16 protein-coding genes are annotated in these 22516 nt (G+C 67.5%); 14 read left to right on the top strand and 2 right to left on the bottom strand.

The features are described from left to right. The first annotated feature begins 60 nt into the window (after window positions 1-60). From AB5J53_RS17415 to AB5J53_RS17350, 14 genes are all read left to right on the top strand, one after another. The gene (locus AB5J53_RS17415) at window positions 61-1227 is read left to right on the top strand and encodes a sensor histidine kinase (RefSeq protein WP_369246571.1); all 1167 of its coding nucleotides are present in this window, start codon (window positions 61-63) and stop codon (window positions 1225-1227) included. A 195-nt stretch (window positions 1228-1422) separates the two neighbouring features. Beyond that, a complete protein-coding gene (locus AB5J53_RS17410) occupies window positions 1423-2961 on the top strand; it encodes a folylpolyglutamate synthase/dihydrofolate synthase family protein (protein WP_369246570.1) in 1539 nt (512 codons plus the stop codon). Between the two features lie 5 nt (window positions 2962-2966). Beyond that, the gene (locus AB5J53_RS17405; RefSeq protein ID WP_369246569.1) at window positions 2967-3350 is read left to right on the top strand and encodes a DUF4233 domain-containing protein; all 384 of its coding nucleotides are present in this window, start codon (window positions 2967-2969) and stop codon (window positions 3348-3350) included. 223 nt (window positions 3351-3573) lie between these two features. Continuing rightward, window positions 3574-3987 carry a nucleoside-diphosphate kinase gene (ndk, locus tag AB5J53_RS17400; protein WP_369246568.1) on the top strand — a complete coding sequence of 138 codons (414 nt, stop codon included), beginning with the start codon at window positions 3574-3576 and terminating at the stop codon, window positions 3985-3987. A gap of 397 nt (window positions 3988-4384) precedes the next feature. Next, on the top strand, window positions 4385-5404 hold the full coding sequence (locus AB5J53_RS17395) for a rod shape-determining protein (RefSeq protein WP_081217257.1): 1020 nt from the start codon (window positions 4385-4387) through the stop codon (window positions 5402-5404). Window positions 5405-5657: 253 nt separating this feature from the next. Continuing rightward, entirely contained in the window at window positions 5658-6596 is a 939-nt protein-coding gene (gene mreC / locus AB5J53_RS17390) for a rod shape-determining protein MreC (protein ID WP_369246567.1), read from the top strand. A 15-nt stretch (window positions 6597-6611) separates the two neighbouring features. Then, window positions 6612-7283 carry a rod shape-determining protein MreD gene (gene mreD, locus AB5J53_RS17385; RefSeq protein WP_369246566.1) on the top strand — a complete coding sequence of 224 codons (672 nt, stop codon included), beginning with the start codon at window positions 6612-6614 and terminating at the stop codon, window positions 7281-7283. A 152-nt stretch (window positions 7284-7435) separates the two neighbouring features. Beyond that, window positions 7436-9691, top strand: a complete 2256-nt coding sequence (gene mrdA / locus AB5J53_RS17380; RefSeq protein WP_369246565.1) for a penicillin-binding protein 2 — start codon at window positions 7436-7438, stop codon at window positions 9689-9691. Window positions 9692-9760: 69 nt separating this feature from the next. Then, entirely contained in the window at window positions 9761-10960 is a 1200-nt protein-coding gene (gene rodA / locus AB5J53_RS17375) for a rod shape-determining protein RodA (protein WP_369246564.1), read from the top strand. Between the two features lie 227 nt (window positions 10961-11187). After that, the gene (locus AB5J53_RS17370; protein WP_369246563.1) at window positions 11188-12705 is read left to right on the top strand and encodes a CHAD domain-containing protein; all 1518 of its coding nucleotides are present in this window, start codon (window positions 11188-11190) and stop codon (window positions 12703-12705) included. 70 nt (window positions 12706-12775) lie between these two features. Further along, complete coding sequence (locus AB5J53_RS17365) at window positions 12776-14746, top strand: TIGR03960 family B12-binding radical SAM protein (RefSeq protein WP_369246562.1); 1971 nt, start codon at window positions 12776-12778, stop codon at window positions 14744-14746. Between the two features lie 596 nt (window positions 14747-15342). Then, window positions 15343-16644, top strand: a complete 1302-nt coding sequence (locus AB5J53_RS17360) for an IS256 family transposase (protein ID WP_369246561.1) — start codon at window positions 15343-15345, stop codon at window positions 16642-16644. A gap of 499 nt (window positions 16645-17143) precedes the next feature. After that, the gene (locus AB5J53_RS17355) at window positions 17144-17539 is read left to right on the top strand and encodes a hypothetical protein (protein WP_369246560.1); all 396 of its coding nucleotides are present in this window, start codon (window positions 17144-17146) and stop codon (window positions 17537-17539) included. Further along, window positions 17526-19388 (top strand): caspase family protein, encoded by a 1863-nt coding sequence (locus tag AB5J53_RS17350; protein ID WP_369246559.1) that lies wholly within the window; start codon window positions 17526-17528, stop codon window positions 19386-19388. The genes AB5J53_RS17355 and AB5J53_RS17350 overlap by 14 nt, the downstream gene beginning before the upstream one ends. A 333-nt stretch (window positions 19389-19721) precedes the next feature. Here the strand turns inward: AB5J53_RS17350 and AB5J53_RS17345 are convergent, their stop codons facing one another. Then, window positions 19722-21341, bottom strand: a complete 1620-nt coding sequence (locus AB5J53_RS17345; RefSeq protein WP_369246558.1) for a recombinase family protein — start codon at window positions 21339-21341, stop codon at window positions 19722-19724. A 242-nt stretch (window positions 21342-21583) separates the two neighbouring features. Beyond that, window positions 21584-22294, bottom strand: coding sequence for a DUF899 domain-containing protein (locus AB5J53_RS17340; protein WP_369246557.1), 711 nt, complete (start codon window positions 22292-22294; stop codon window positions 21584-21586). Window positions 22295-22516: the final 222 nt, after the last annotated feature.

Below are 22516 nucleotides of genomic sequence, written 5' to 3'. Positions count from 1 at the left end.
CATACAAAAAGGGGCCAAAAGTCTGATGAATCGGAGAGACGGGGCCCGGAGGATGAGGGAATGCACGACCTGCCCGTCGCCCCCGCGCTGCGCCAGGCGGCGGCCGCGGGCCGTCGCCGCGTCGGGCGTGCGGTGGATCGGGCGACCGGCTCCCCGCGCGGCCTCGACGTCCTCGCCGCGCTCACCTGCCTCGGACTGACCAGTCTCGACATCCCCGGCCTCGCCGAGGCGGACAACTCGCTCAACGGGCCGATGGCCGCCGCCGTCCTCGCGCTGGGCTCGGCGACGCTGCTGCTGCGGCGAACGGCGCCGTGGGTGCCGTACGTCGTCTCACTCGTGTTTCTCGGGTGGCTGCACGAGCTGACGATGGCGCAGTTCGTGCTGTACTCCCTCGGCCGGTACCGCGGACGGCGGGCGGGCGTGCTCGGCGTCGTGGGATACGTCCTCGTCGCGTACGTCCTCTTCGAGCTGCCCGGGTGGCCGCCGCACCGCGGGGAGTCGCTGAGCGACTTCCTCAGCCTGGTGGTGCCGATCGGGGGGCTCGCGGCAGGGGTCGGGATCGCGGCGAACCGGCAGGGGCTGGAGCTGGAGTTGGAGGCTCAGCGGGCGGAGACGGCCGCGCTGCAGGCGGTGCAGCGGGAGCGGTCGAGGATCGCCCGGGATGTGCACGACTTCGTGGGGCGCGAGTTGACGCTGCTGAGCGTGCGCTCGCAGGTGCTGGCGCGGCGGGCGCGCGAGTCGGCGTACTCGGACGGTTTCGAAGAACTGTCGGAGACCGCGCGCGGTGCCCACCGGATGCTGAACGAGATCATCGTCCAGCGGGGTGTCGACGGTGCGCCCACGCCCGGGCTGGACGCGCTGCCCGCGCTGGCGGCGGCGAGCGAGCGGGTCGGCAGCCCCGTCGAGCTGCTCGTCGACGGTGCCGCGTACCGGCTGTCGCCGCTCCGGCAGGCCGCTGTGCACCGGGTGGTGCAGGAGTGCCTCACGAACGCGGCGAAGCATGCGCCCGGTGAGAGCGTGCATGTGCACGTCCTGGTCGCGACGGGGCGGTTGCGGGCCGAGATCCGCAACCGCGTGCCCGCGACCGGCGCCGCCGTCCACGCCGCCGTCTCCACGGGCACCGGCACGGCCGGGATGGCGGAGCGGGTACGGACAGCGGGCGGGACCTTCTCGGCGGGGCGCCGGGACGGGATGTACGAGGTCGTGACGGAGCTACCGGCGGGGTAGTCGTTTTCGCCCCCGCGCCCCTTTTCAGGGGCGCGGGGAACTGCGCGATCTTTTGGCGGGGGTCTGGGGGCGGCAGCCCCCAGGGACGATGGGGGTCCCCCCGCTCGAGCGAAGCCGAGAGTGGGGGAGGACAGGGGCGGAGGGGGCGAAAACCCCACACGCCCAGACACAGCGGTGGCTCCGTAGACTGGCCTCGTGAGTGACCTCCCCCCGCACGACAGCAGCGAGTCAGACGAGCCGGAGCCGAGCGAACCGTTCGGCCTCTTCGACGAGATCGTCGCGGCCGAGACCGACCGCGACCCCGACCTCGCGGTGATCGAGGCCGGCAGCCGCACCCTGCGCACGCAGGGCGCCGGCGGCCAGCAGGCCGACGTCCCCGCCCGCCCGGCCGACCCCGAGCTCGACAAGGCGCTGCGCGAGGTCGAGGCGGAGCTGGCGACCCGCTGGGGCGAGACCAAGCTGGAGCCCTCGGTCAGCCGTATCGCCGCGCTGATGGACGTCCTCGGGGAGCCCCAGCGCGCGTACCCCTCGATCCACATCACGGGCACGAACGGCAAGACCTCCACCGCCCGCATGATCGAGGCCCTGTTGGGCGCCTTCGACCTGCGCACCGGCCGCTACACCAGCCCCCACGTGCAGTCGATCACCGAGCGCATCAGCCTCGACGGCGCCCCGATCTCCGCTGAGCGGTTCATCGAGGCGTACAACGACATCAAGCCGTACGTGGAGATGGTCGACGGCCGGCAGGAGTACCGGTTGTCGTTCTTCGAGGTGCTGACCGGCATGGCCTACGCGGCCTTCGCGGACGCCCCCGTCGACGTCGCCGTCGTCGAGGTCGGCATGGGCGGCAGCTGGGACGCCACCAACGTCATCGACGGGGACGTCGCGGTCGTTACGCCCATCGATCTCGACCACACCGACCGTCTCGGCGAGACGCACGCCGAGATCGCCGCGGAGAAGGCCGGCATCGTCAAGCAGGACGCGACGGTCATCCTGGCGCAGCAGCCGGTGGACGCGGCCCAGGTGCTGCTGAAGAAGGCCGTCGAGGTCGACGCGACCGTGGCCCGGGAGGGCCTGGAGTTCGGGGTGGTCGCGCGACAGGTCGCCGTGGGCGGACAGTTGGTGACGCTGCGCGGACTCGGCGGCGAGTACGAAGAGATCTTCCTGCCGCTGCACGGTGCCTACCAGGCGCACAACGCCGCCGTGGCGCTCGCCGCGGTCGAGGCGTTCTTCGGCGTCGGTTCCGCACACACCCAGGGGCTCGACATCGACACCGTCCGCAAGGCCTTCGCCTCGGTGACCTCGCCGGGCCGCCTGGAGGTCGTACGCCGCTCGCCGACCGTCGTCGTGGACGCCGCGCACAATCCGGCGGGCGCCCGCGCCACCGCCGAGGCCGTCAGCGAGGTCTTCGACTTCAGCCGGTTGATCGGGGTCGTCGGCGCGAGCGGCGACAAGAACGTACGAGAGCTGCTCGAAGCCTTCGAGCCGATCTTCGCCGAGGTCGTCGTCACGCAGAACTCCAGTCAGCGCGCGATGGACGCGGACGAGCTGGCCGGAATCGCCGTGGAGGTCTTCGGCGAGGACCGGGTGCAGGTCGAGCCGCGGCTCGACGACGCGCTGGAGGCCGCGATCACGCTTGCCGAGGAGGAGGGCGAGTACGCGGGCGGGGGCGTGCTGGTCACCGGTTCCGTCATCACCGTCGGCGAGGCCCGACTGCTCCTGGGGAGGGGCTGACCGCTGTGCGTACGCTCTGTGCTTCCACGCTGATCGGCGAGTTCTTTGTCATCGGCTTCGCCGGGCTCGTCGCCATGAAGGATCCCGACCTCTCGACGGCCACGGTGTGGACGGTCAGCGGGGTCGTCATGGCGCTGAGCGTGCTGCTCTGCGGCATGATCACCCGGCCCGGCGGTGTCCAGCTCGGCTGGGCGCTGCAGATCGCGCTGATCGCGAGTGGGTTCGTGGTGCCGTCGATGTTCTTCCTCGGGGCGATCTTCGCCGCCCTGTGGTGGGCGTCGGTGCACTACGGGCGGAAGATCGACGAGGCGAAGGCCCGCTTCGCCGCGCAGGCGGGGACGCAGGCATCGGCGTCCGCGTCGGCCGAGGCCGGGGGGAACCCGGCGTAGGGGTGGCCGTCGGGGTTGTTCGCCCCCTCCGCCCCTGCCCTCCCCCACTCTCGGCTTCGCTCGAGCGGGGGGACCCCCATCGTCCCTGGAGGGCTGCCGCCCCCAGACCCCCCGCTTCGGCCTTGACGGCCTCGTCCTCAAACGCCGGACGGGCCGAAAGGGCACCCAGCTACGCCCTGTAGCCTCGGTGACCCGCACACTTGTGACCTGAAGGAGCCACCCCGTGAGCCAGCGCACCCTCGTCCTCCTCAAGCCCGACGCCGTTCGTCGCGGCCTGACCGGCGAGATCATCAGCCGTATCGAGCGCAAGGCCGGCTGGCAGATCACCGCGCTGGAGCTGCGGACGCTGGACCAGGACACGCTGGAGCAGCACTACGGCGAGCACAAGGGCAAGCCCTTCTACGAGCCGCTGGTGGAGTTCATGGCATCCGGGCCCGTCGTGGCGCTGGTCGTCGAGGGCGAGCGTGTGATCGAGGGCCTCCGGGCGCTGGCGGGTCCGACCGACCCGATCGCCGCCGCTCCCGGCTCCATCCGCGGTGACTACGGCGTGATCGTCCGTGAGAACCTGATCCACGCCTCCGACTCCGAGGAGTCCGCCGAGCGCGAGCTGAAGATCTTCTTCCCCGGCCGCGTCTGAGCACCCTCCGGACATCGTCCGAAGCATCGCGCGAGCATCGTCCGAAGCGCGGCCCGGACAGCGTCCGAAGCGCCGCGCGGACATCACGCGGACATCAATTTTCCAAGAATTTTCTGAGGGACCGTCACGTCACTCGGACACCTGACCTGGGACGGCCGATAGTTTTTCGGTCGTCCCGTGGCATATGCGTGCCGATCGGGGGAACGCGTTCCCCCGATGGACCGTCTCCACAAGCGGGGCGGCCCGTCATCTGCTGACAATGGCGAAGACCCTCGCGCAGTGTTCGGGCAGGCGCGTCTACGATGGAAGCCTTCACGTCGCTGCACCCAACTCGCCGTCCTAAAAAGCCGTCAAAGCTCCACTTGGGAAGGCCAGACGAATCCTGATGGGGAACTCAATGTCGTTCATCGGCCGTGACATGGCTGTCGACCTCGGGACCGCCAACACGCTGGTGTACGTCAGGGGTCGCGGGATCGTACTCAACGAGCCGTCCGTGGTCGCGATCAACACCAACACCGGTGGCATCCTCGCGGTCGGCGCGGAAGCGAAGAAGATGATCGGACGGACGCCGGGCAACATCGTTGCCGTGCGCCCGCTGAAGGACGGTGTCATCGCCGACTTCGAGATCACCGAGCGCATGCTCCGCTACTTCATCCTGAAGATCCACAAGCGGCGCTACCTCGCCCGCCCCCGTGTCGTCGTCTGTGTGCCCTCGGGCATCACGGGGGTCGAGCGCCGTGCCGTCATCGAGGCGTCGTCCCAGGCCGGCGCCCGCCAAGTGCACATCATCGAGGAGCCCATGGCCGCGGCCATCGGATCCGGCCTGCCGGTCCACGAGGCCACAGGCAACATGGTGGTGGACATCGGCGGCGGCACCACGGAGGTCGCGGTCATCTCGCTCGGCGGCATCGTCACCGCCCAGTCCATCCGCGTCGCGGGCGACGAGTTGGACAACGCGATCATCCAGCACATCAAGAAGGAGTACAGCCTTCTTCTCGGTGAGCGGACCGCCGAACAGATCAAGATCACGATCGGTTCGGCGTACGACCTCGACACTGACGAGCACACCGAAATCCGCGGCCGGGATCTCGTCTCCGGGCTTCCCAAGACCGTGGTCATCTCGGCCGCCGAGGTGCGCAAGGCGATCGAGGAACCCGTCAACGCGATCGTCGACGCCGTGAAGACGACCCTCGACAAGTGTCCGCCGGAGCTGTCCGGCGATGTGATGGACCGCGGAATCGTTCTGACCGGCGGCGGCGCCCTGCTGCGCGGCCTCGACGAGCGGCTGCGCCGCGAGACCGGTATGCCGATCCACATCGCCGAGGACCCGCTGGACAGCGTGGCGCTCGGCTCCGGCAAGTGCGTCGAGGAGTTCGAGGCGCTCCAGCAGGTCCTGGACGCCCAGCCCCGCAGATGAAGTAACACTTCGATTCCGCCGTACGGGATGATCCCTCCTCGTACGGCGGATCGTTGGTATGGAGGCATAAACTCCTCCGGCAAAGAGTCATAAGCTCCCCCATAACAGCCCCCACATCAGCCCCACAACGGCCCCCCATACCAGCCACGTACAACTGCCCCCCCCATAACCGCCTCATCACACCCTTGGGCATCTTCTGCTCGGGGTGCGCCCCTGTTGACCCAATCCAATGAGGAAGGCACGGCCGCCGCACGTGAGGGACACACGAGAGAGCCGGCTGCTCCTGGTGCTGCTGATCGCCATCGCGTTCGCACTGATCACGGTGGACATCCGCGGTGGGCAGGACTCACCGGTCGACGGTGCCCGCCAGGCCGCCGCGACGGTCTTCGGCCCGATCGAGAACGGGGTGTCGTCCGCGGTCGACCCCGTCGGCAACGCGATCTCGGCGATCCGTGACTCGGGCGGCCGGCACGATCGCATCGCCCAACTCGAGCACGACAACGCCGCGTTGAAGGCGAAGCTCGGGAGCGACGACCGCAACCGCAGCCGCCTCAAACAGCTCAATAAGATGATCAACGTGGCGGCCGAGGGTCAGTACGGCATCAAGGGCGCCGAGGTCATCGCCATAGGAGCGGCCCAGGGCTTCTCCTGGACCGTGACCATCGACGTCGGCGCCAACGACGGCATCAAGCGCGACATGACCGTGCTGAACGGGGACGGTCTGGTCGGCAGGATCACCACCGTCGGGCCGAACACGGCCACCGTGCTGCTCGCCAACGACCCCGATTTCACCGTCGGTACGCGGATGGAATCGTCCGACGAACTCGGCTTCGCCTCCGGGCAGGGCGACCGGCCGCTGCGGGTGGAGCTGCTCAACGGCAAGGCCAAAATCAACAAGGGCGACCGCCTGGTCACGTTCGGCTCGCAGGCCGACAGGCCGTTCGTGCCCGGCGTCCCGGTCGGCATGGTGTCCCGCGTGGACCCCTCCAGTGGCGGGCTGACCCGCACGATCTACGTCAAGCCGTTCGTCTCGTTCACCAAGCTCGACATCGTCGGTGTCGTCGTCGACGCCCCCAGTAAGGACCCGCGCGACACCGTGCTGCCGCCGAAACCCAAGCCGACGCCCACACCGACGGTGACCGTGACGGTCACCCCCTCGGAGTCCGTGCCCGTCGACGACCAGCAGCAGTAGGAGGAGCCGAATCCCATGCGTTTCAACCGGATGCTGCTCTCCGCCACCCTGGTGGTCGTCGCCCTGGTGATCCAGGTGAGCGTGCTCGCCCGACTCCATCTCCCGGGCGCCGTCCCTGACCTGGTGCTGCTCACCGTGCTGGCCCTCGCCATGGTCTACGGCCATGTCAGCGGTGCCCTCATCGGCTTCGGCGCGGGCCTGCTCGCCGACCTCGTGCCACCCGCCGACCACGCCGCCGGGCGCTACGCCCTCGTGCTGTGCGTCATCGGCTACCTCGCCGGACTGGTGAAGCCGGACAACGGCCAGCTCAAGTCCGCGACCGGCCCGATGGCCGTGGTCGTCGCCGCCGCGGTCGGCTCCACTCTGCTGTACGCAGGTGTCGGCGCCCTCGTCGGCGACACCGCCGCCCGCCATGTCGGCCTCGGCAGCCTGCTGTTCACCGCCGCCCTGTACGACCTGCTGCTCGCGCCGTTCGTCGTCCCGGCGCTGATGGCCCTGGCTCGGCGCGCCGAGAACAATCCGCTCGCCGAGACCAACACGTCCGCCAAGGCGGCCGACGTCTCCGCGGGCTGGCTGTCCTCCGGCACCGGGCTGCGCATCGGCAGGCAGCGCGGCGGGCTGCGGGTGAAGGCCGCGAGAGCGCGCGTCGCCCGCGCGGGACGCATCAAGGGGGTCAAGCGGCTGTGAGGACAGGGGCCAGGGCAGTGGCGACGGTAGCTGTGAGGGGACCTCAAGCGCCGCGCACGTCACGGAAGTTGGCCGACCGCGGCGTCGCCGCGCACAGGTTCACCGTGTACTCGTATGTCTCGTACACACACTGAGAGGGGGAGGCAGCAGCAGTGACCAACATCCCCGAGACCGGCCGGACCCCACGGGTCCAGATCCGACTCGTCGTCATCCAGATTCTCGTACTCTCCCTACTCGGCACCCTCGGCGGCCGCCTCTGGTACCTCCAGATCCGCAACGGCGACGAGTACGCCAAGGAAGCCTCCGGCAACAACGTCCAGCAGGTCGTGCAGCCCGCCGTGCGCGGCTCCATCCTGGACGCGCGCGGTGTGCCGATCGCCGACAACGAGACCCGGCTCGTGGTCTCCGCCTCCCGTACCGACCTGCTGAAGATGAAGGACGACGGCAAGGCCGTCCTCACCAAGCTCGCCGCGGTCCTGGGCATGAAGCCCCAGGAGGTCATGGAGAAGGTCCGCCTCTGCGACGCCAAGACGCCGCAGCCCTGCTGGAACGGCTCGCCCTACCAGCCGATCCCCGTCACCGACGAGGCCACCACCCAGCAGGCCCTGCAGATCCGCGAGCGCTCCGAGGACTTCCCCGGCATCACCGCCGAGCCCGAGGCCGTGCGCCGCTACGCCGCCCCCGGCAAGTCCAACACCGCGCAGGTCCTCGGCTACCTCTCGCCCGTCACCGACGACGAGATCACCAAGGCCAAGGACAGCGAATCGCCCTACCTCCGCTCCGACCAGGTCGGCCGCAGCGGCCTGGAGCGCCAGTACGACAAGGAGCTGCGCGGCAAGGCCGGCGTCACCCGCTACGAGGTCGACAACCTCGGCCGCGTCATCGGCAAGGCCGAGTCCGACGCCGCCGAGCCCGGCTCCAACCTCGTCACCAGCATCGACTCCCGCGTCCAGCGCGTCGCCGAGTACGAGCTGAACAACGCGATGAAGGTCGCCCGTCAACAGTTCGACAAGATCACCGGCGAGAACTACAAGGCCGACTCGGGCGCCGTCGTCGTGATGGAGGCCAAGACCGGCCGGATCGTCGCCATGGCGTCCGCTCCGACGTACGACCCGAACGTCTGGGTCGGCGGCATCTCCGCCAAGGACTACAAGAACCTCACCGGGAAGAACTCCGACTACCCGCTGCTCAACAGGGCCATACAGGGTCAGTCCGCGCCCGGTTCGACCTTCAAGGTGGTCTCCACGGCCGCCGCGGTCGAGGCCGGCTACGAGTGGGACGGCGGCTACCCGTGCACCAGCTCGTACTCGGTGGGCGGTCAGGTCTTCAAGAACTTCGAGGGAGAGAGCTTCGGCCCGATCTCGCTCGGCCGCGCCCTGGAGGTCTCCTGCGACACCGTCTTCTACGGCCTCGCCGACAGGGAGTGGAAGAAGGACGGCGGCATCAACCCGAAGAAGGGCGAGCCCAAGGACTACTTCTTCAAGGCCGCCCACCAGTTCGGCCTCGGCAAGGAGACCGGCGTCGACCTGCCCAACGAGGTCACCGGCCGCGTCCCTGACCGCCAGTGGAAGGAGAGCTACTGGAAGGCCAACAAGGACGCCTGGTGCAAGACGGGTAAGAAGGACGGCAGTTACGTCGAGAAGATCGCGTACGAGAACTGCCTCGAAGGCAACAAGATGCGCGAGGGTGACGAGATCAACTACTCCATCGGCCAGGGCGACACCCTCGTCACGCCGATCCAGGAGGCCGTGATCTACGGCGCGCTCGCCAACGGCGGCACCATGTACCAGCCGACCATCGGCAAGGCGATCGTCAGCCCCGACGGCAAGACCGTCCAGGACATCAAGCCGAAGGCCAAGGGCAAGCTCCCGGTCAACAAGACGGCGCTCAAGGGCATGGACGAGGCCCTCGCGGGCGTGGTCACCCGTGGTACCGCCGCCTGGAAGTTCGGCGGCTGGCCGCAGGACAAGATCGCGCTGCACGCCAAGACGGGTACCGCCGAGGTCTACGGCAAGCAGACCACGTCGTGGTTCTCCACGTACAGCAAGGACTACACGGTCGTCATGACGATCGCCCAGGCCGGTACGGGATCCGGCGCCTCCGGTGAGGCCGTGCGCAACATCTACAACGCGCTGTACGGCGTCCAGTCCGACGGCTCGATCGACGACAAGAAGGCCCTGCTGCCCACCCCGGAGAAGAGCCTGCCGAAGATCCAGTCCGACGGCTCGATCGACGCCCCGGCGATCTCCAAGGACCCGGCCAAGGACCAGCACGCCAGCGAGTCCCCGTCGCCCGGAGCCACCGACCAGCAACTGCCCGCCGGTACGGCGCCGTCGCCGACCGGGAGCAACCGCGATACCCGAAGGCGCACGGCCCGCCCGAAGAAGAGGCGGAGGCTCCTGACATGACGACCGGAGCGACGAGGCGGCAGAGGATCCAGACATGACCAGAGTGACGAAGCGGCGGGGGAGGCAGAGGTGACCGGAGCGAACAACTTCTCCGTCTCCGGGTACGGACCCGAGCGCGCGGGCTGGACACGCCTGTTCGCCCGCGACTCGCTCGCCCGCCGCCTCGACTGGCCGATACTCCTGTCGGCCATCGCGCTCTCGATGATCGGCTCGGCACTCGTCTACTCGGCGACCCGCAACCGCACCGAGATCAACCAGGGCGATCCGTACTACTTCCTCATCCGCCACCTCATGAACACCGGCATCGGTTTCGGCCTGATGATCGGCACGATCTGGCTCGGCCACCGCACCCTGCGCACGGCCGTGCCGATCCTGTACGGCCTCTCGGTCTTCCTGATCCTGATGGTGCTGACCCCGCTGGGCGCCACGGTCAACGGCGCGCACGCCTGGATCGTCCTGGGCGGTGGCTTCTCGCTCCAGCCCTCCGAGTTCGTGAAGATCACGATCATCCTGGGCATGGCGATGCTGCTCGCGGCGAGGGTCGACGCCGGCGACAAGCAGTATCCGGATCACCGCACGGTGCTGCAGTCCCTCGGCCTCGCCGCCGTCCCGGTCGTGATCGTCCTGCTCATGCCCGACCTCGGCTCGGTCATGGTCATGGTGATCATCATCCTGGGCGTGCTGCTGGCGTCGGGGGCCTCCAACCGCTGGGTGTTCGGCCTGCTCGGCACAGGCGCTCTGGGCGCGATCGCCGTCTGGCAGCTCCACATCCTGGACGAGTACCAGATCAACCGCTTCGCCGCCTTCGCCAACCCCGACCTCGACCCGGCCGGTGTCGGCTACAACACCAACCAGGCCCGCATCGCGATCGGCTCGGGCGGCCTCTTCGGCACGGGCCTCGGCCACGGCTCGCAGACGACGGGCCAGTTCGTCCCCGAACAGCAGACGGACTTCGTCTTCACGGTCGCGGGCGAGGAACTGGGCTTCGTGGGCGCGGGCCTGATACTGCTCCTGCTGGGCGTGGTCCTGTGGCGCGCCTGCCGCATCGCCCGCGAGACCACCGAGCTCTACGGCACGATCGTCGCGGCCGGCATCATCGCCTGGTTCGCCTTCCAGTCCTTCGAGAACATCGGCATGACCCTCGGCATCATGCCGGTCGCGGGCCTCCCGCTGCCCTTCGTCTCCTACGGCGGCTCGTCGATGTTCGCGGTGTGGGTGGCGGTGGGGTTGCTGCAGTCGATCAGGGTGCAGCGGCCCATGTCGGCGTAGGGGTGGGTCCTTGGTCGCGCAGTTCCCCGCGCCCCGTTTCAGGGGCGCGGGGAACTGCGCAGTCTTTTAGGGGGTCTGGGGGCGGCAGCCCCCAGGGACGATGGGGGTCCCCCCGCTCGAGCGAAGCCGAGAGTGGGGGAGGGTAGGGGCGGAGGGGGCGAAAAACCGTTCCTTCCCGGCAGGCTCCGGCACTGCCATCCCAGCCCCGCTGCCACTAGATTCATGTCATGGCGGACACCAAGCGCGAGATCGAGCGAAAGTACGAGGGTCCCCCGGCCGGCGAAGACGCGAGACTGCCGGACCTGACCGGCGTGTCCGGAGTCTCGGGTGTCATCGACAAGGGCGTGGCCGAGCTCGACGCCACCTACTACGACACCCCCGACCAACGGCTCGCGGCCGCCTCCCTCACCCTCCGCCGCCGCACCGGCGGCGACGACGCGGGCTGGCACCTCAAACTCCCGGTCTCCGAGGGCGTACGCGACGAGATCCACGCCCCGCTCTCCGACACCGTGCCCCGCTCCCTGACCGGCCTCGTACGCTCCCGGATCCGTGACGCCGAACTCGTCCCCCTCGTACGCCTGCTGTCGGCCCGGGACATCCGCCACCTCGTGGACGCCTCCGGCGCCCTTCTCGCCGAGGTCAGCCTCGACCGCGTGCGCGCCGAGCGGCTCAGCGGCGGCGAAGGCACCGCCGAGTGGACCGAGATCGAGGTGGAGCTCGCGGACGACGGCGACCCCGCGTTCCTCGACAAGGTCGAGAAGAAGCTCCGCAAGGCGGGCCTGAGCCGCTCCTCCTCGCCCTCCAAGCTGGCGAAGGCGCTGGGAGAGACCGGCAAGCGCAAGAAGGTCGCCGCGGCCCCCGTGGAGAAGGACCCGGTCACGGCGGGCGACCACGTCCTCGCGTACATCCGCGCCCAGCGCGACGCGATCGTCGAACTGGACCCCGCCGTCCGCCGCGACGTCTACGACTCCGTGCACAGCATGCGCGTCGCCACCCGCAGGATGCGCAGCACGTTCCGCTCGTACGGCAAAGTCCTCGACCGCACCGTCACCGACCCGATCGGCGACGAGCTGAAGTGGCTGGCCGGCGAACTCGGCATCGACCGCGACCAGGAGGTGCTCACCGAGCGGCTCACGGAAGCGCTCGACAACCTGCCCCGCACCCTGCTCTCCGGCCCGGTCCGCACCCGCCTGCGCACCTGGTCCCACGCCCGCCACGGAGGCTCCCGGCGCCGCCTGATCGCCGTACTGGACGGAAAGCGGTACCTGGACCTGCTGACCGCGCTCGACGCGACAGTCTCCGACCCGCCGCTGCTCAAGGCGGCCTCCCAAGACCCCGCGAAGGTGATCGCGAAGGCTGTCCGCAAGGACTTCAAGAAGGTCTCCGACCTGATCGGACAGGCCCTCGACCTGCCGCCCGGCGCCGACCGCGACCTCGCGATGCACGAGGCCCGCAAGAAGGCCAAGCGGACCAGGTACGCGGCCGAGACCGCCGCCCCGGCCCTGGGCAAACCCGCATCCGACCTGGTCAAGTCGATGAAGTCGTTGCAGACCCTGCTCGGCGACCACCAGGACAGCGTGATGGCCCGCGACGCGCTGCTCGCTCTGTCCGCGCAGGCGTACGCAGCGGGGGAGAGCTCCTTCACGTACGGGGTGCTGTACGGGCGCGAGGAGCAGCGGGCGGCGGCGGCCGAGGCCGCGCTGCCGGGGGCCTGGGAGGCCATCGAGGGGCAGGGAGCGGTCTGACGGTCCGGCGGGTCCCTCCGGCCGCGTTACGCTAGATGGTCACCCCTGCCAGCTCACAAAGGTTCGCGAGATGCCTGCCGAATCCGCTGTGTCGGTCTTCCCACAGCTCGAAGCTCTGCTCCCGCATGTGCAGAAGCCGATCCAGTACGTCGGCGGAGAGCTCAACTCCACGGTCAAGCCCTGGGACGCCTGTGACGTCCGCTGGGCGCTGATGTACCCCGACGCGTACGAGGTCGGGCTGCCCAACCAGGGCGTCATGATCCTCTACGAGGTACTGAACGAGCGCGAGGGCGTCCTCGCCGAGCGCACGTACAGCGTGTGGCCGGACCTGGAGGAGCTGATGCGCAAGCACCAGGTTCCCCAGTTCACGGTGGACAGCCACCGCCCGGTGAAGGCCTTCGACGTCTTCGGCCTGTCCTTCTCCACGGAGCTGGGCTACACGAACATGCTGGCCGCGCTGGACCTGGCGGGTATTCCGCTGGAGTCGAAGGATCGGGGGTTGGACGACCCGATCGTGCTGGCCGGCGGCCACGCGGCCTTCAACCCCGAGCCGATCGCCGACTTCATCGACGCGGCGATCATCGGCGACGGCGAGCAGGCCGTGCTCGACATGACCGAGATCATCCGCGCCTGGAAGGCGGAGGGCCGTCCTGGCGGCCGCGAGGAAGTCCTCTTCCGCCTCGCGAAGACGGGCAACGTCTACATCCCGGCGTTCTACGACGTCGAGTACCTCCCCGACGGCCGTATCGCCCGAGTGGTCCCGAACAAGTCGGGCGTCCCGTGGCGCGTGTCCAAGCACACGGTCATGGATCTCGACGAGTGGCCCTACCCCAAGCAGCCGCTGGTCCCGCTGGCCGAGACGGTCCACGAGCGCATGTCGGTCGAGATCTTCCGCGGCTGCACGCGCGGCTGCCGCTTCTGCCAGGCGGGCATGATCACGCGTCCGGTGCGCGAGCGCTCGATCACCGGCATCGGCGACATGGTGGAGAAGGGCCTGAAGGCGACGGGCTTCGAGGAGGTGGGCCTGCTTTCGTTGTCGTCGGCCGACCACTCGGAGATCGGTGACATCGCCAAGGGCCTGGCGGACAGGTACGAGGAAGACAAGATCGGCCTCTCCCTCCCCTCCACCCGTGTGGACGCCTTCAACGTGGACCTGGCGAACGAGCTGACCCGCAACGGTCGCCGCTCGGGCCTGACGTTCGCGCCGGAGGGCGGCAGCGAGCGCATGCGCAAGGTCATCAACAAGATGGTCTCGGAGGAGGACCTGATCCGCACGGTCTCCACCGCCTACGGCAACGGCTGGCGCCAGGTGAAGCTGTACTTCATGTGCGGCCTGCCGACGGAGACCGACGAGGACGTCCTCCAGATCGCCGACATGGCGATGAACGTGATCGCCGAGGGCCGCAAGGTCTCCGGCCAGAACGACATCCGCTGCACGGTGTCGATCGGCGGCTTCGTCCCCAAGCCCCACACGCCGTTCCAGTGGTCGCCCCAGCTCTCGGCGGAGGAGACGGACGCCCGTCTCGAAAAGCTCCGCGACAAGATCCGAGGCGACAAGAAGTACGGCCGCTCCATCGGCTTCCGCTACCACGACGGCAAGCCCGGCATCGTCGAGGGCCTGCTCTCCCGCGGCGACCGCCGCATCGGCTCCGTCATTCGCGCGGTCTACGAGGACGGCGGCCGCTTCGACGGCTGGCGCGAGCACTTCTCGTACGACCGCTGGATGGCCTGCGCCGGGAAGACCCTCCCCGCCTTCGGCGTGGACGTCGACTGGTACACGACGCGCGAGCGCACGTACGAGGAAGTCCTCCCCTGGGACCACCTCGACTCCGGCCTCGACAAGGACTGGCTGTGGGAGGACTGGCAGGACGCCCTCGACGAGACCGAGGTCGAGGACTGCCGCTGGACTCCGTGCTTCGACTGCGGGGTCTGCCCGCAGATGGACACGGCCATACAAATCGGCCCGACCGGCAAGAAGCTGCTGCCCCTGACGGTCAAGAACGCGGGTCCGGCGCCGGCGTCGAGCGGTCACTCTCACTGACGTGAGCGGGCCACTCGATCGGGTGATTGAGACACTGGCGGGAGTGAGCGAGGACGAGCTGACGGCGGCACTGTCCGCGGCTGGCGTCTCGGTCCCGCGCCCGTCGGCGCCGCCAGTGCCCCTCCGGACGCCGCTGCCGGGCCCTGAGGCTTCACTGCACATCTTTTCCGAGGTGGAGTGGGTCTGAGGCCTGGTTCGGCTTCTGCGTGACATGTACGACCCTGCGAGCTCCCCATTCCTGACCGGGAAGGGGAGCTCGTTGCTGTTCGCCGGGGAGCGAACCCGCGGACCGAAGGCTTGACTCGTCCGCTCAGGCCGAACCAGTTGCGTGCGTAGCTCGCAGGAACATGTCGGCCCCGAACCCCTCCCAGTCAACAGTCATGGTCTTCGCCGACAGCCCGTACACCCGTCCAACAGTCCGGTCGGTGTTGCCGTCATCGCACTTGAGCCTGATGACGTTCAGCCCGTCTTCTTTGGACACCTTGCCCCGACAGCGGTGAGACCCAATATCAGTGGGACTGTCCTGAAGTTTGTGTGTCTGGCCTGGTGTGACCCTAGTTGGCATGAGATGGGTTCTCTGCCGGGAAGGATCACAGATGGGCAGCAAGGACGAACCGGGCCCCGTTGAGAGCGAGCACCAGGTGCGGACGGGGGCGGAGTTGGCGCGGATCGCTGAGAAGAACCGGGATTTGGCCGAGGAGTTGGTGGAACGGGCCCGACGGGACGGGCTCCAGTTGGTGGGCGAGAGCGGTCTGCTCACCGGGCTGGTGAAGCTGGTCCTGGAGGGTGCGCTGGAGGCCGAGATGGCCGAGCACCTGGGCTACGAGAAAGGAGACCCGGCCGGCGCGGGGTCGGGCAACCACCGCAACGGCACCAGCCGCAAGACCGTGCTCTCCCAGGTGGGGCCGGTGACCATCGACATCCCCCGCGACCGCGCGGGATCGTTCACGCCACAGATCGTGCCCAAGCACCCCCGCCGCGTCGAGGGCTTCACCGAGACCATCGTCTCCCTGTACGCGAAGGGCCTGACTACCGGGGAGATCCAGGCCCACCTCGCGGAGGTCTACGACGTGGAGGTCTCCCGCGACCTGGTCTCCCGCGCCACTGCCCAGGTCGCCCAGGACCTGGCCGCCTGGCGCACACGGCCGCTGGACCGCGTCTACGCGGTGCTGCTGATCGACTGCATCTACATCAAGATCCGCGACGGCGCGGTCGCGAACAAGCCGGTCTACATCGCGGTCGGCATCAACCTCGATGGGGACCGCGACGTGCTCGGGATGTGGGTCGGCACCGGCGGCGAGGGCGCCAAGCAGTGGATGACCTGGCTGACCGAACTACGCAACCGCGGCGTTGGGGACGTCCTGATCGCCTGCTGCGACGGCCTCAAGGGGCTGCCGGAGTCGATCAACGACGTGTGGCCCCAGACCGACGTCCAGCTCTGCGTGGTCCACCTCGTGCGCACCAGCCTGCGCTACTCGGCCAAGCAGCACTGGGCCGCCATCGCCCGCCAGCTTCGCGAGGTCTACACGGCCAAGACCGCCGACGAGGCCGAGCAGCGCTTCGTCCGCTTCGAAGAGGAGTGGGGCCAGCGCTACCCGGCGGTGATCGACACCTGGCGCCGCAACTGGGAACACGTGATCGTCTTCATGCGCTTCCCGGCCCCGATCCGCCGCGTCGTCTACACCACCAACATGATCGAGTCCCTCAACTCCCGCTTCCGGCAAGCAACGCGGCGACGCGGCCACTTCCCCGACGACGACGCGGCATTGAAGGTGCTCTACCTGGTCATCCGCAACCCGATCAAGAACCGGGCCAACGTCACCGGCAAGACACCCGCCTGGAAGCAGGCCATCAACAGCCTCGCCAGCTACTACGGCGACCGCGTCACCAACCACTGACAGGAATCATCCACACCAGACCGCACACAAAGATCCAGACACTCCCGTTGCCGACGACCTTGCCGAGTCTCGGCGGCTCAACTTGGAGGCAAGGCAAGAGAGGAGTGGCTGATAGCTGTGCTGCCTGAACGTGCTCCTCAACCGCCGTGGTGGTCGTTGCTGCTTAGGCCGGGTGATAGCAGGGCCACTCTGATCGAAAGCGAGATCGTGGTCGTGGACGATGACGGCAAAGAAGAACCGCTTGACCCCGTGCGATGGTGTGCACGAGGTGACGCACCATTCACCCGCCAGAACCACAATTCCCTGTAGCCACTGGGTAGTTAGGATCCAACTCACGACGACGCCTGCTCGACAGTGGTGGCAGTCAGGGAGCCGCTGGGCCGCCGCAGCCGTGATCGTGGCAACCGTGCGCCGGGCCTGCCTGCGGAGAATTGCGGTGAACTCCATGCCAGGTGCGGTCAGTCGTCGCTAGCATCCCGGTGGGGGTGCCATGGCATACATGCATATTGAAGTGATTGTCCGTACGGGTCGCGAATCAGATGATCTGGAGCGGACTGAGGATGCAGCACAGCTGCGCAGGCTGCTGCTGCGGCAAGGTGTGGAGGAGGTGCGGCTCCACCGGGACGGGAGCCTGCCTGCCGGAGCCAAGGCGGGGGACGGCATCGTGGTGGGCGCGATGCTGGTGACACTGGCACCGCACGCGCTACAGGCGGTGGTCTCCGCTATCCAGGCGTGGTCGGCCCGGGCATCCGGCCGGAGCGTGGAAATCGTCGAAGATGGGCGATCATTGACTGCGTCTGGTCTGTCCGAACACGAACAGCGGGAACTGATAGAGGACTTCCGACGCAGGGCTGCCGCAGCAGACGACGGGGGTGTGCCTGATGGCGGTGCGTGAGGCGCTGCTTGTCGCCACTTCAAAATATGCCGATCCCCAGCTTAACCAGCTCAGCGCGCCCGGACGGGACGTCCAGTTGCTCGCGGAGGTCCTGTCCGTGGCGGATATCGGCGGCTACGCGGTCCGCACGGTCGTGGACCAGCCCGCGCACATCATCCGCCGTAAGGTGCAGGACTTCCTCATTCGCCGCCGGACGGACGATCAGTTGCTCGTCTACTTCTCCTGCCACGGCATCAAGGATGATGACGGCCAACTGCACTTCGCTGGTACAGACACCGAGCACGACCCGGACGTGCTGGAATCGAGTGCCGTCTCGGCGGCCTTTCTCAGCAGCCAGCTCAACCGGTGTGTCGCCCGCAACATCGTCGTCCTGCTCGACTGCTGCTACAGCGGGGCCTTCGACCCGCGCGCGAAGGGAGACCTGTCGGTCAACCTCCGCGAGCGATTGGCCGGCACCGGGACTGCCGTCATCACCGCGACCAACGCGCTGCAATACGCCTGGGAAGGCGACCACTTCGCGGAGACGGGGCAGGAGCAGATCTCCGCTTTCACGTCTGCGATCGTGGGTGGCCTGCGCACCGGCGACGCCGACCTCGACCGGGATGGCTGGGTGTCCGTCGAGGACCTCTACCTCTATGTGAACGACCACATAGTGGCGAGTGGTGCCAGACAGACCCCCAAACGGTGGCTGCTCGGCGGTGAGGGAAGCCTGATGATCGCCAGGCATGCCAACTTTCGCGCGGCGATGCCGGAGCCTGGATCGGCACCCAGCACGGCGGCGACCAAGGCGGCTTCACAAGAGGAGCCGCTCACCGCGGCACGGCCTTCTGGTCGTGCCCCGTCGGAGCTTGGTGCAGGTGTACCCCCCACGCCGGATACCACGGCTGCCGCATCGTTCTTCTACAACTTGCTCGCCCACGCGGGAGCGGTTATCAGCGTGGCGTTCAGCGCGGACGGGACGATGCTCGCCAGCACGGGAGACGACAAGGCGGTGTACCTATGGGATCCAGTGGCCTGCATTCCGCTTCGTATGCTGAGTGGCCATACAGGGATGGGAAAGGTGACGGGATGGGTCAATGGGGTGGCGTTCAGCCCGGACGGAAAGCTGCTCGCTACTGCCGGCGACGACAAGACGGTTCGGCTCTGGAACCCGTCCACCGGTGCCCAACTGCGCGTGTTGACCGGGCACACGGGACGTGCAGGGATGGGTGGCTGCGTCTACGACGTGGCGTTCAGCCCGGACGGGCAGTTGCTCGCCAGTGTGGGTGGCGACAAGACGGTTCGGCTCTGGAACCCGTCCACTGGAACCCAACTGCGGGTGCTGGCCGGCCACACCGACCGAAAGGTGGGTTCGTTCAAGGCGGCCTGGGAAACCATGACGAGCAGATCCAGGGTGACCTTTAGCTGGGACGGCAAAACTCTGGCCCATTCCGGAGGGGGCGCTGTGACAGTGTGGGACGCGTTGACAGGCGTCCAACTCCATACGGTGACCGATCACGCGGGAATCCGTGCACTGGCATTCAGTCCAGACGGAAAACTTCTTGCCACTGCGGGCAGTGACAAGACAGTGCAGCTGCGGGATCCCGACACAGGTTCCTTGCTGATCACCCTTGTGGGCCATACATGGTGGGTTAACGACGTTGCTTTCAGGCGCGATGGACAACTGCTCGCCAGCTCAGGTAGCGACGACACGATCCGGTTGTGGAACCCGGTCGACGGAACCCAAGTCCGCATTTTCAACAGCCACTCAAAGGGCGTCAACGCAGTGACGTTCAGCCCAGACGGGAGTCTCCTCGCGACGGCTTGTGAGGATTCGACCGTACGTTTATGGGATCTTTCGAAGCAATGAAGTGGGCAATTAGAAAACTGATCGAATGTTAAACGAGCCCATTTTCGGACGACTTCCAGAAAAAGACGGACAAGGGTGTCTGCGGCAAAGAGATTTTTCAGCGTTGCCGCTTCAGGGTGAGGATGGCGATGGAGATTGACGGCATGTGATTGGAGCTTCGGCGAGCTCTGTGGAGGATTCGCCATGACTTCCTACGTGTGATGCCCTGGTGATGCCGCTCACCGGGCTTCCCTACTCCAATGATCACGGGATCAAGCCAGGCGAGGAGCTCTAGTTCGTTTCCGTCCCCGTCACCAAGGGAGAGGGGCGGCTCTACCTGTCGGCAGGACCATCTCAGAAGGCTTCCGCGAAGTCGTCCTCCTTTAGTATCAGCCGGTCCCGCACGTCCTTGGGGATCATGAGCTTCATGTGGATGTGCGGAGCACGGACGCCCTTCACCTTGGTCCGTTTGATCTTGCACTTCACGCCGACCCGAAGCAGATCGTCGGCCATCGCTTCCATGCCGCCTTCCTCCCAGCGCTCGCGGAACGACTTGCCGTCGTGCACGGCCACCCATCGGTCCTGGGTGGACTCGGGGTCCATCGCCTCCAACTGTTTGATCAAGTCGTCCAGCGTCTTCTCGGCCTGGTCCTTGGTGAACCGGGTCTTCGTGAAGCGGCCTCCGGGCTCAAGTCCTGTCATGTAGTAGCTGATGGATTGTTCGAGGCGCTGCTGATCCTTGCGGGCCTCGGCCCCCTGCCGGTACTCGCGTGTCATGACTGGCTCGTCCCCCAGAACCTTCAGGACGTCCTCGACGAACTTGCTGTAGATCTCATGAGGGTTGGGCGCGCCGTGGCCTCCGGCCTTGCATTTGCCACACCGCAGGTATGCGTAGTCGCGTTCCTTGACTCGGTTTCTCTGCACTGTCATGTGCGCATCGCAGTCGTCGCAGATCAGGACGCCGAGGAACCTCGTCGCTCCCAGCGGACTGCGGGCGGGTTGGTTCTTCCCGCGTCGGTCCAATGCGTCCTGAAGGCTCTTGAACTCGTCCTCGTTGAAGATCGGATCGGCTACGCGGATCGGCTTGGCGTTGCCGCCCAGCACGATCTTTGAGCGGCGCACGCCCCCGTTCTTGTCCTCTTCTACGCGGTAACCCATGAGCGCTGGGTTCCTGAGCCGACGGATCATCGTTGACGTCGTGAGTCCTGGTCCGCAAAGTCCTGCACGGACGAGAACCTTCGCCATGCGGCGGGCGGAAGCGGGTTTCTCCCTCAACGCGGCGTCGCGGCACCAGCGCAGCGCTCGGCTCGCGTCCTTGTTGATGACGAGGACGACCCTGCCGGCCTCATCGTCCGCCGTCTCATAGCCGTATGCGGGCTTGCCGACGAGCCACTCGCCTTGTGTCTTGGTGTAGTCCCAGAGACTCGCGACGCGCGTACTCGTGTTGGCCGCTTCGATCTCGGCGATGCCACCGATGATCGTGACCATGATCTTCCCCGCCGTGGTGGTGAGATCGATGGAGTCGTTCTTTGAGACCAGGTTCTTCCCGTACTTCAGGCACCAGTCGATCATGGTGCTGAGGTCGGACAGGCGTCGTACGAAGCGGTCCAGCTTCCAGAAGAGCAGGACGTCGAACTCAGGCACCCGGTTGTTGAGCCAGTCTCCTAGCTCTTTGCGCTTCCACGGCGGGACCTTGGTCGCCGACACGTTGAGGTCGCTGGCGACGCCGGCTACACGGTAGCCGCGCTCCCTGGCGAGTATGCGTAGATCAAGTTCCTGGCGGGCTGGCGATGTCGTCTCGTCGGTGAGGACGGACAGCCGCACGGATAACAAGGCCCGGGGCGCGTCGTCTGGCAACAGGGACTCTGCCTTCTTCAGATCTCTCAAGAGAGCAAGATCCGCAGCTGTCCACTCGGCCTCAACGGAGTACTGCCTCTGCTCTGCTGCGACTCGCGTCCTGGTGCGTTTACCCATGTCGGGCAACGTAGCGCGGATTTAGGCAAGTTGGTATATGGCCCCAGATGGACACCCACATCCAAATCGGCCCGACCGGCAAGAAGCTGCTGCCGCTGACGGTCAAGAACGCGGCGCCGGCTCCGGCTTCGAGTGGTCACGCGCACTGAGGCGCCGTTCCAGTCTTGTGGGCGGTTGTCTGATCGGTAGAGCCCCCTTCCCGATTGGGAGGGGGCTCTACCGGCATGGAGTCCGTGATCAGGTCAGCCGCCGCCGCCGCCGCCGCCGCCGGAGCCCGAGCCATAGAGCGCAGCGATGTCCTTGGACGTCGCCCAGCGGCTGTAGGTGGGCGACTGAGGCCAGCCCTCGGGCGAGTCCTGCCATTCCTCCTGCCGTCCGTACGGTAGGAGATCGATCAGCGCGAAGGTGTGACTGAGCTGTTCGGTACCCCGGCCGTTGGTGTGCCAGGTGCGATAGACGGTGTCGCCGTCGCGCAGGAACACGTTGACCGCGAATCCTCCGTCGGGCGGTGCGCCGACGTCGGCCCCGAATGAGCTGTCGGCAGTCGAGTACCACGCCATCTGGTTGCCGACCCGCTGCTTGTAGGCGAGTGCCTCTTTGATCGGGCCCTGGGTGACGATGACGAATCGCGCATCGTAGTTGTCCAGGAATTCCAGGCGGGTGTACTGCGAAGTGAACCCCGTGCAGCCCGGGCACTGCCATTCCTTGCCGGCGAACCACATGTGGTTGTAGACGATCAGTTGCCTCTTGCCTTCGAAGATGTCCGCCAGCCGAACGGGGCCGTCCTCGCCCTCGAGGGTGTAGTCGGGCATCTCGACCATCGGCAGGCGACGACGCTCGGCGGCGATGGCGTCAAGCTCCCGCGTCGCGGCCTTCTCCCGGGCACGCAGTGCCTCGAGCTGGCGCTCCCAAGTTGCGGCGTCGACGACGGGGGGTAGTGCGTGGGTGGTCATGGTCCCCTCACAGAGCTCGTGCGCAGCTTTCGCTTGTGCAGAGGTAGACCCCACCGGGCTCGGGAACTCATCGGTCGCCGGCCGACGAGACGGCAGGATGCCCAAAACTGGGCATCGCCGCGGTTAAGGAGGCTTAGGAAGGCGACTGGCGGGGGCCAGAGGCTCCTCGGACGTCCACTCAGTGGTTGAGTTGGTCTGAGCTCGGTACGGGCCTTCGTACGG

The sequence above is a fragment of the Streptomyces sp. R41 genome, assembly GCF_041053055.1.
GTDB lineage: Bacteria > Actinomycetota > Actinomycetes > Streptomycetales > Streptomycetaceae > Streptomyces.
The sequence above is the reverse complement of the archived record's forward strand: the minus strand, read 5'-3'. Positions and strand labels throughout refer to the sequence as shown.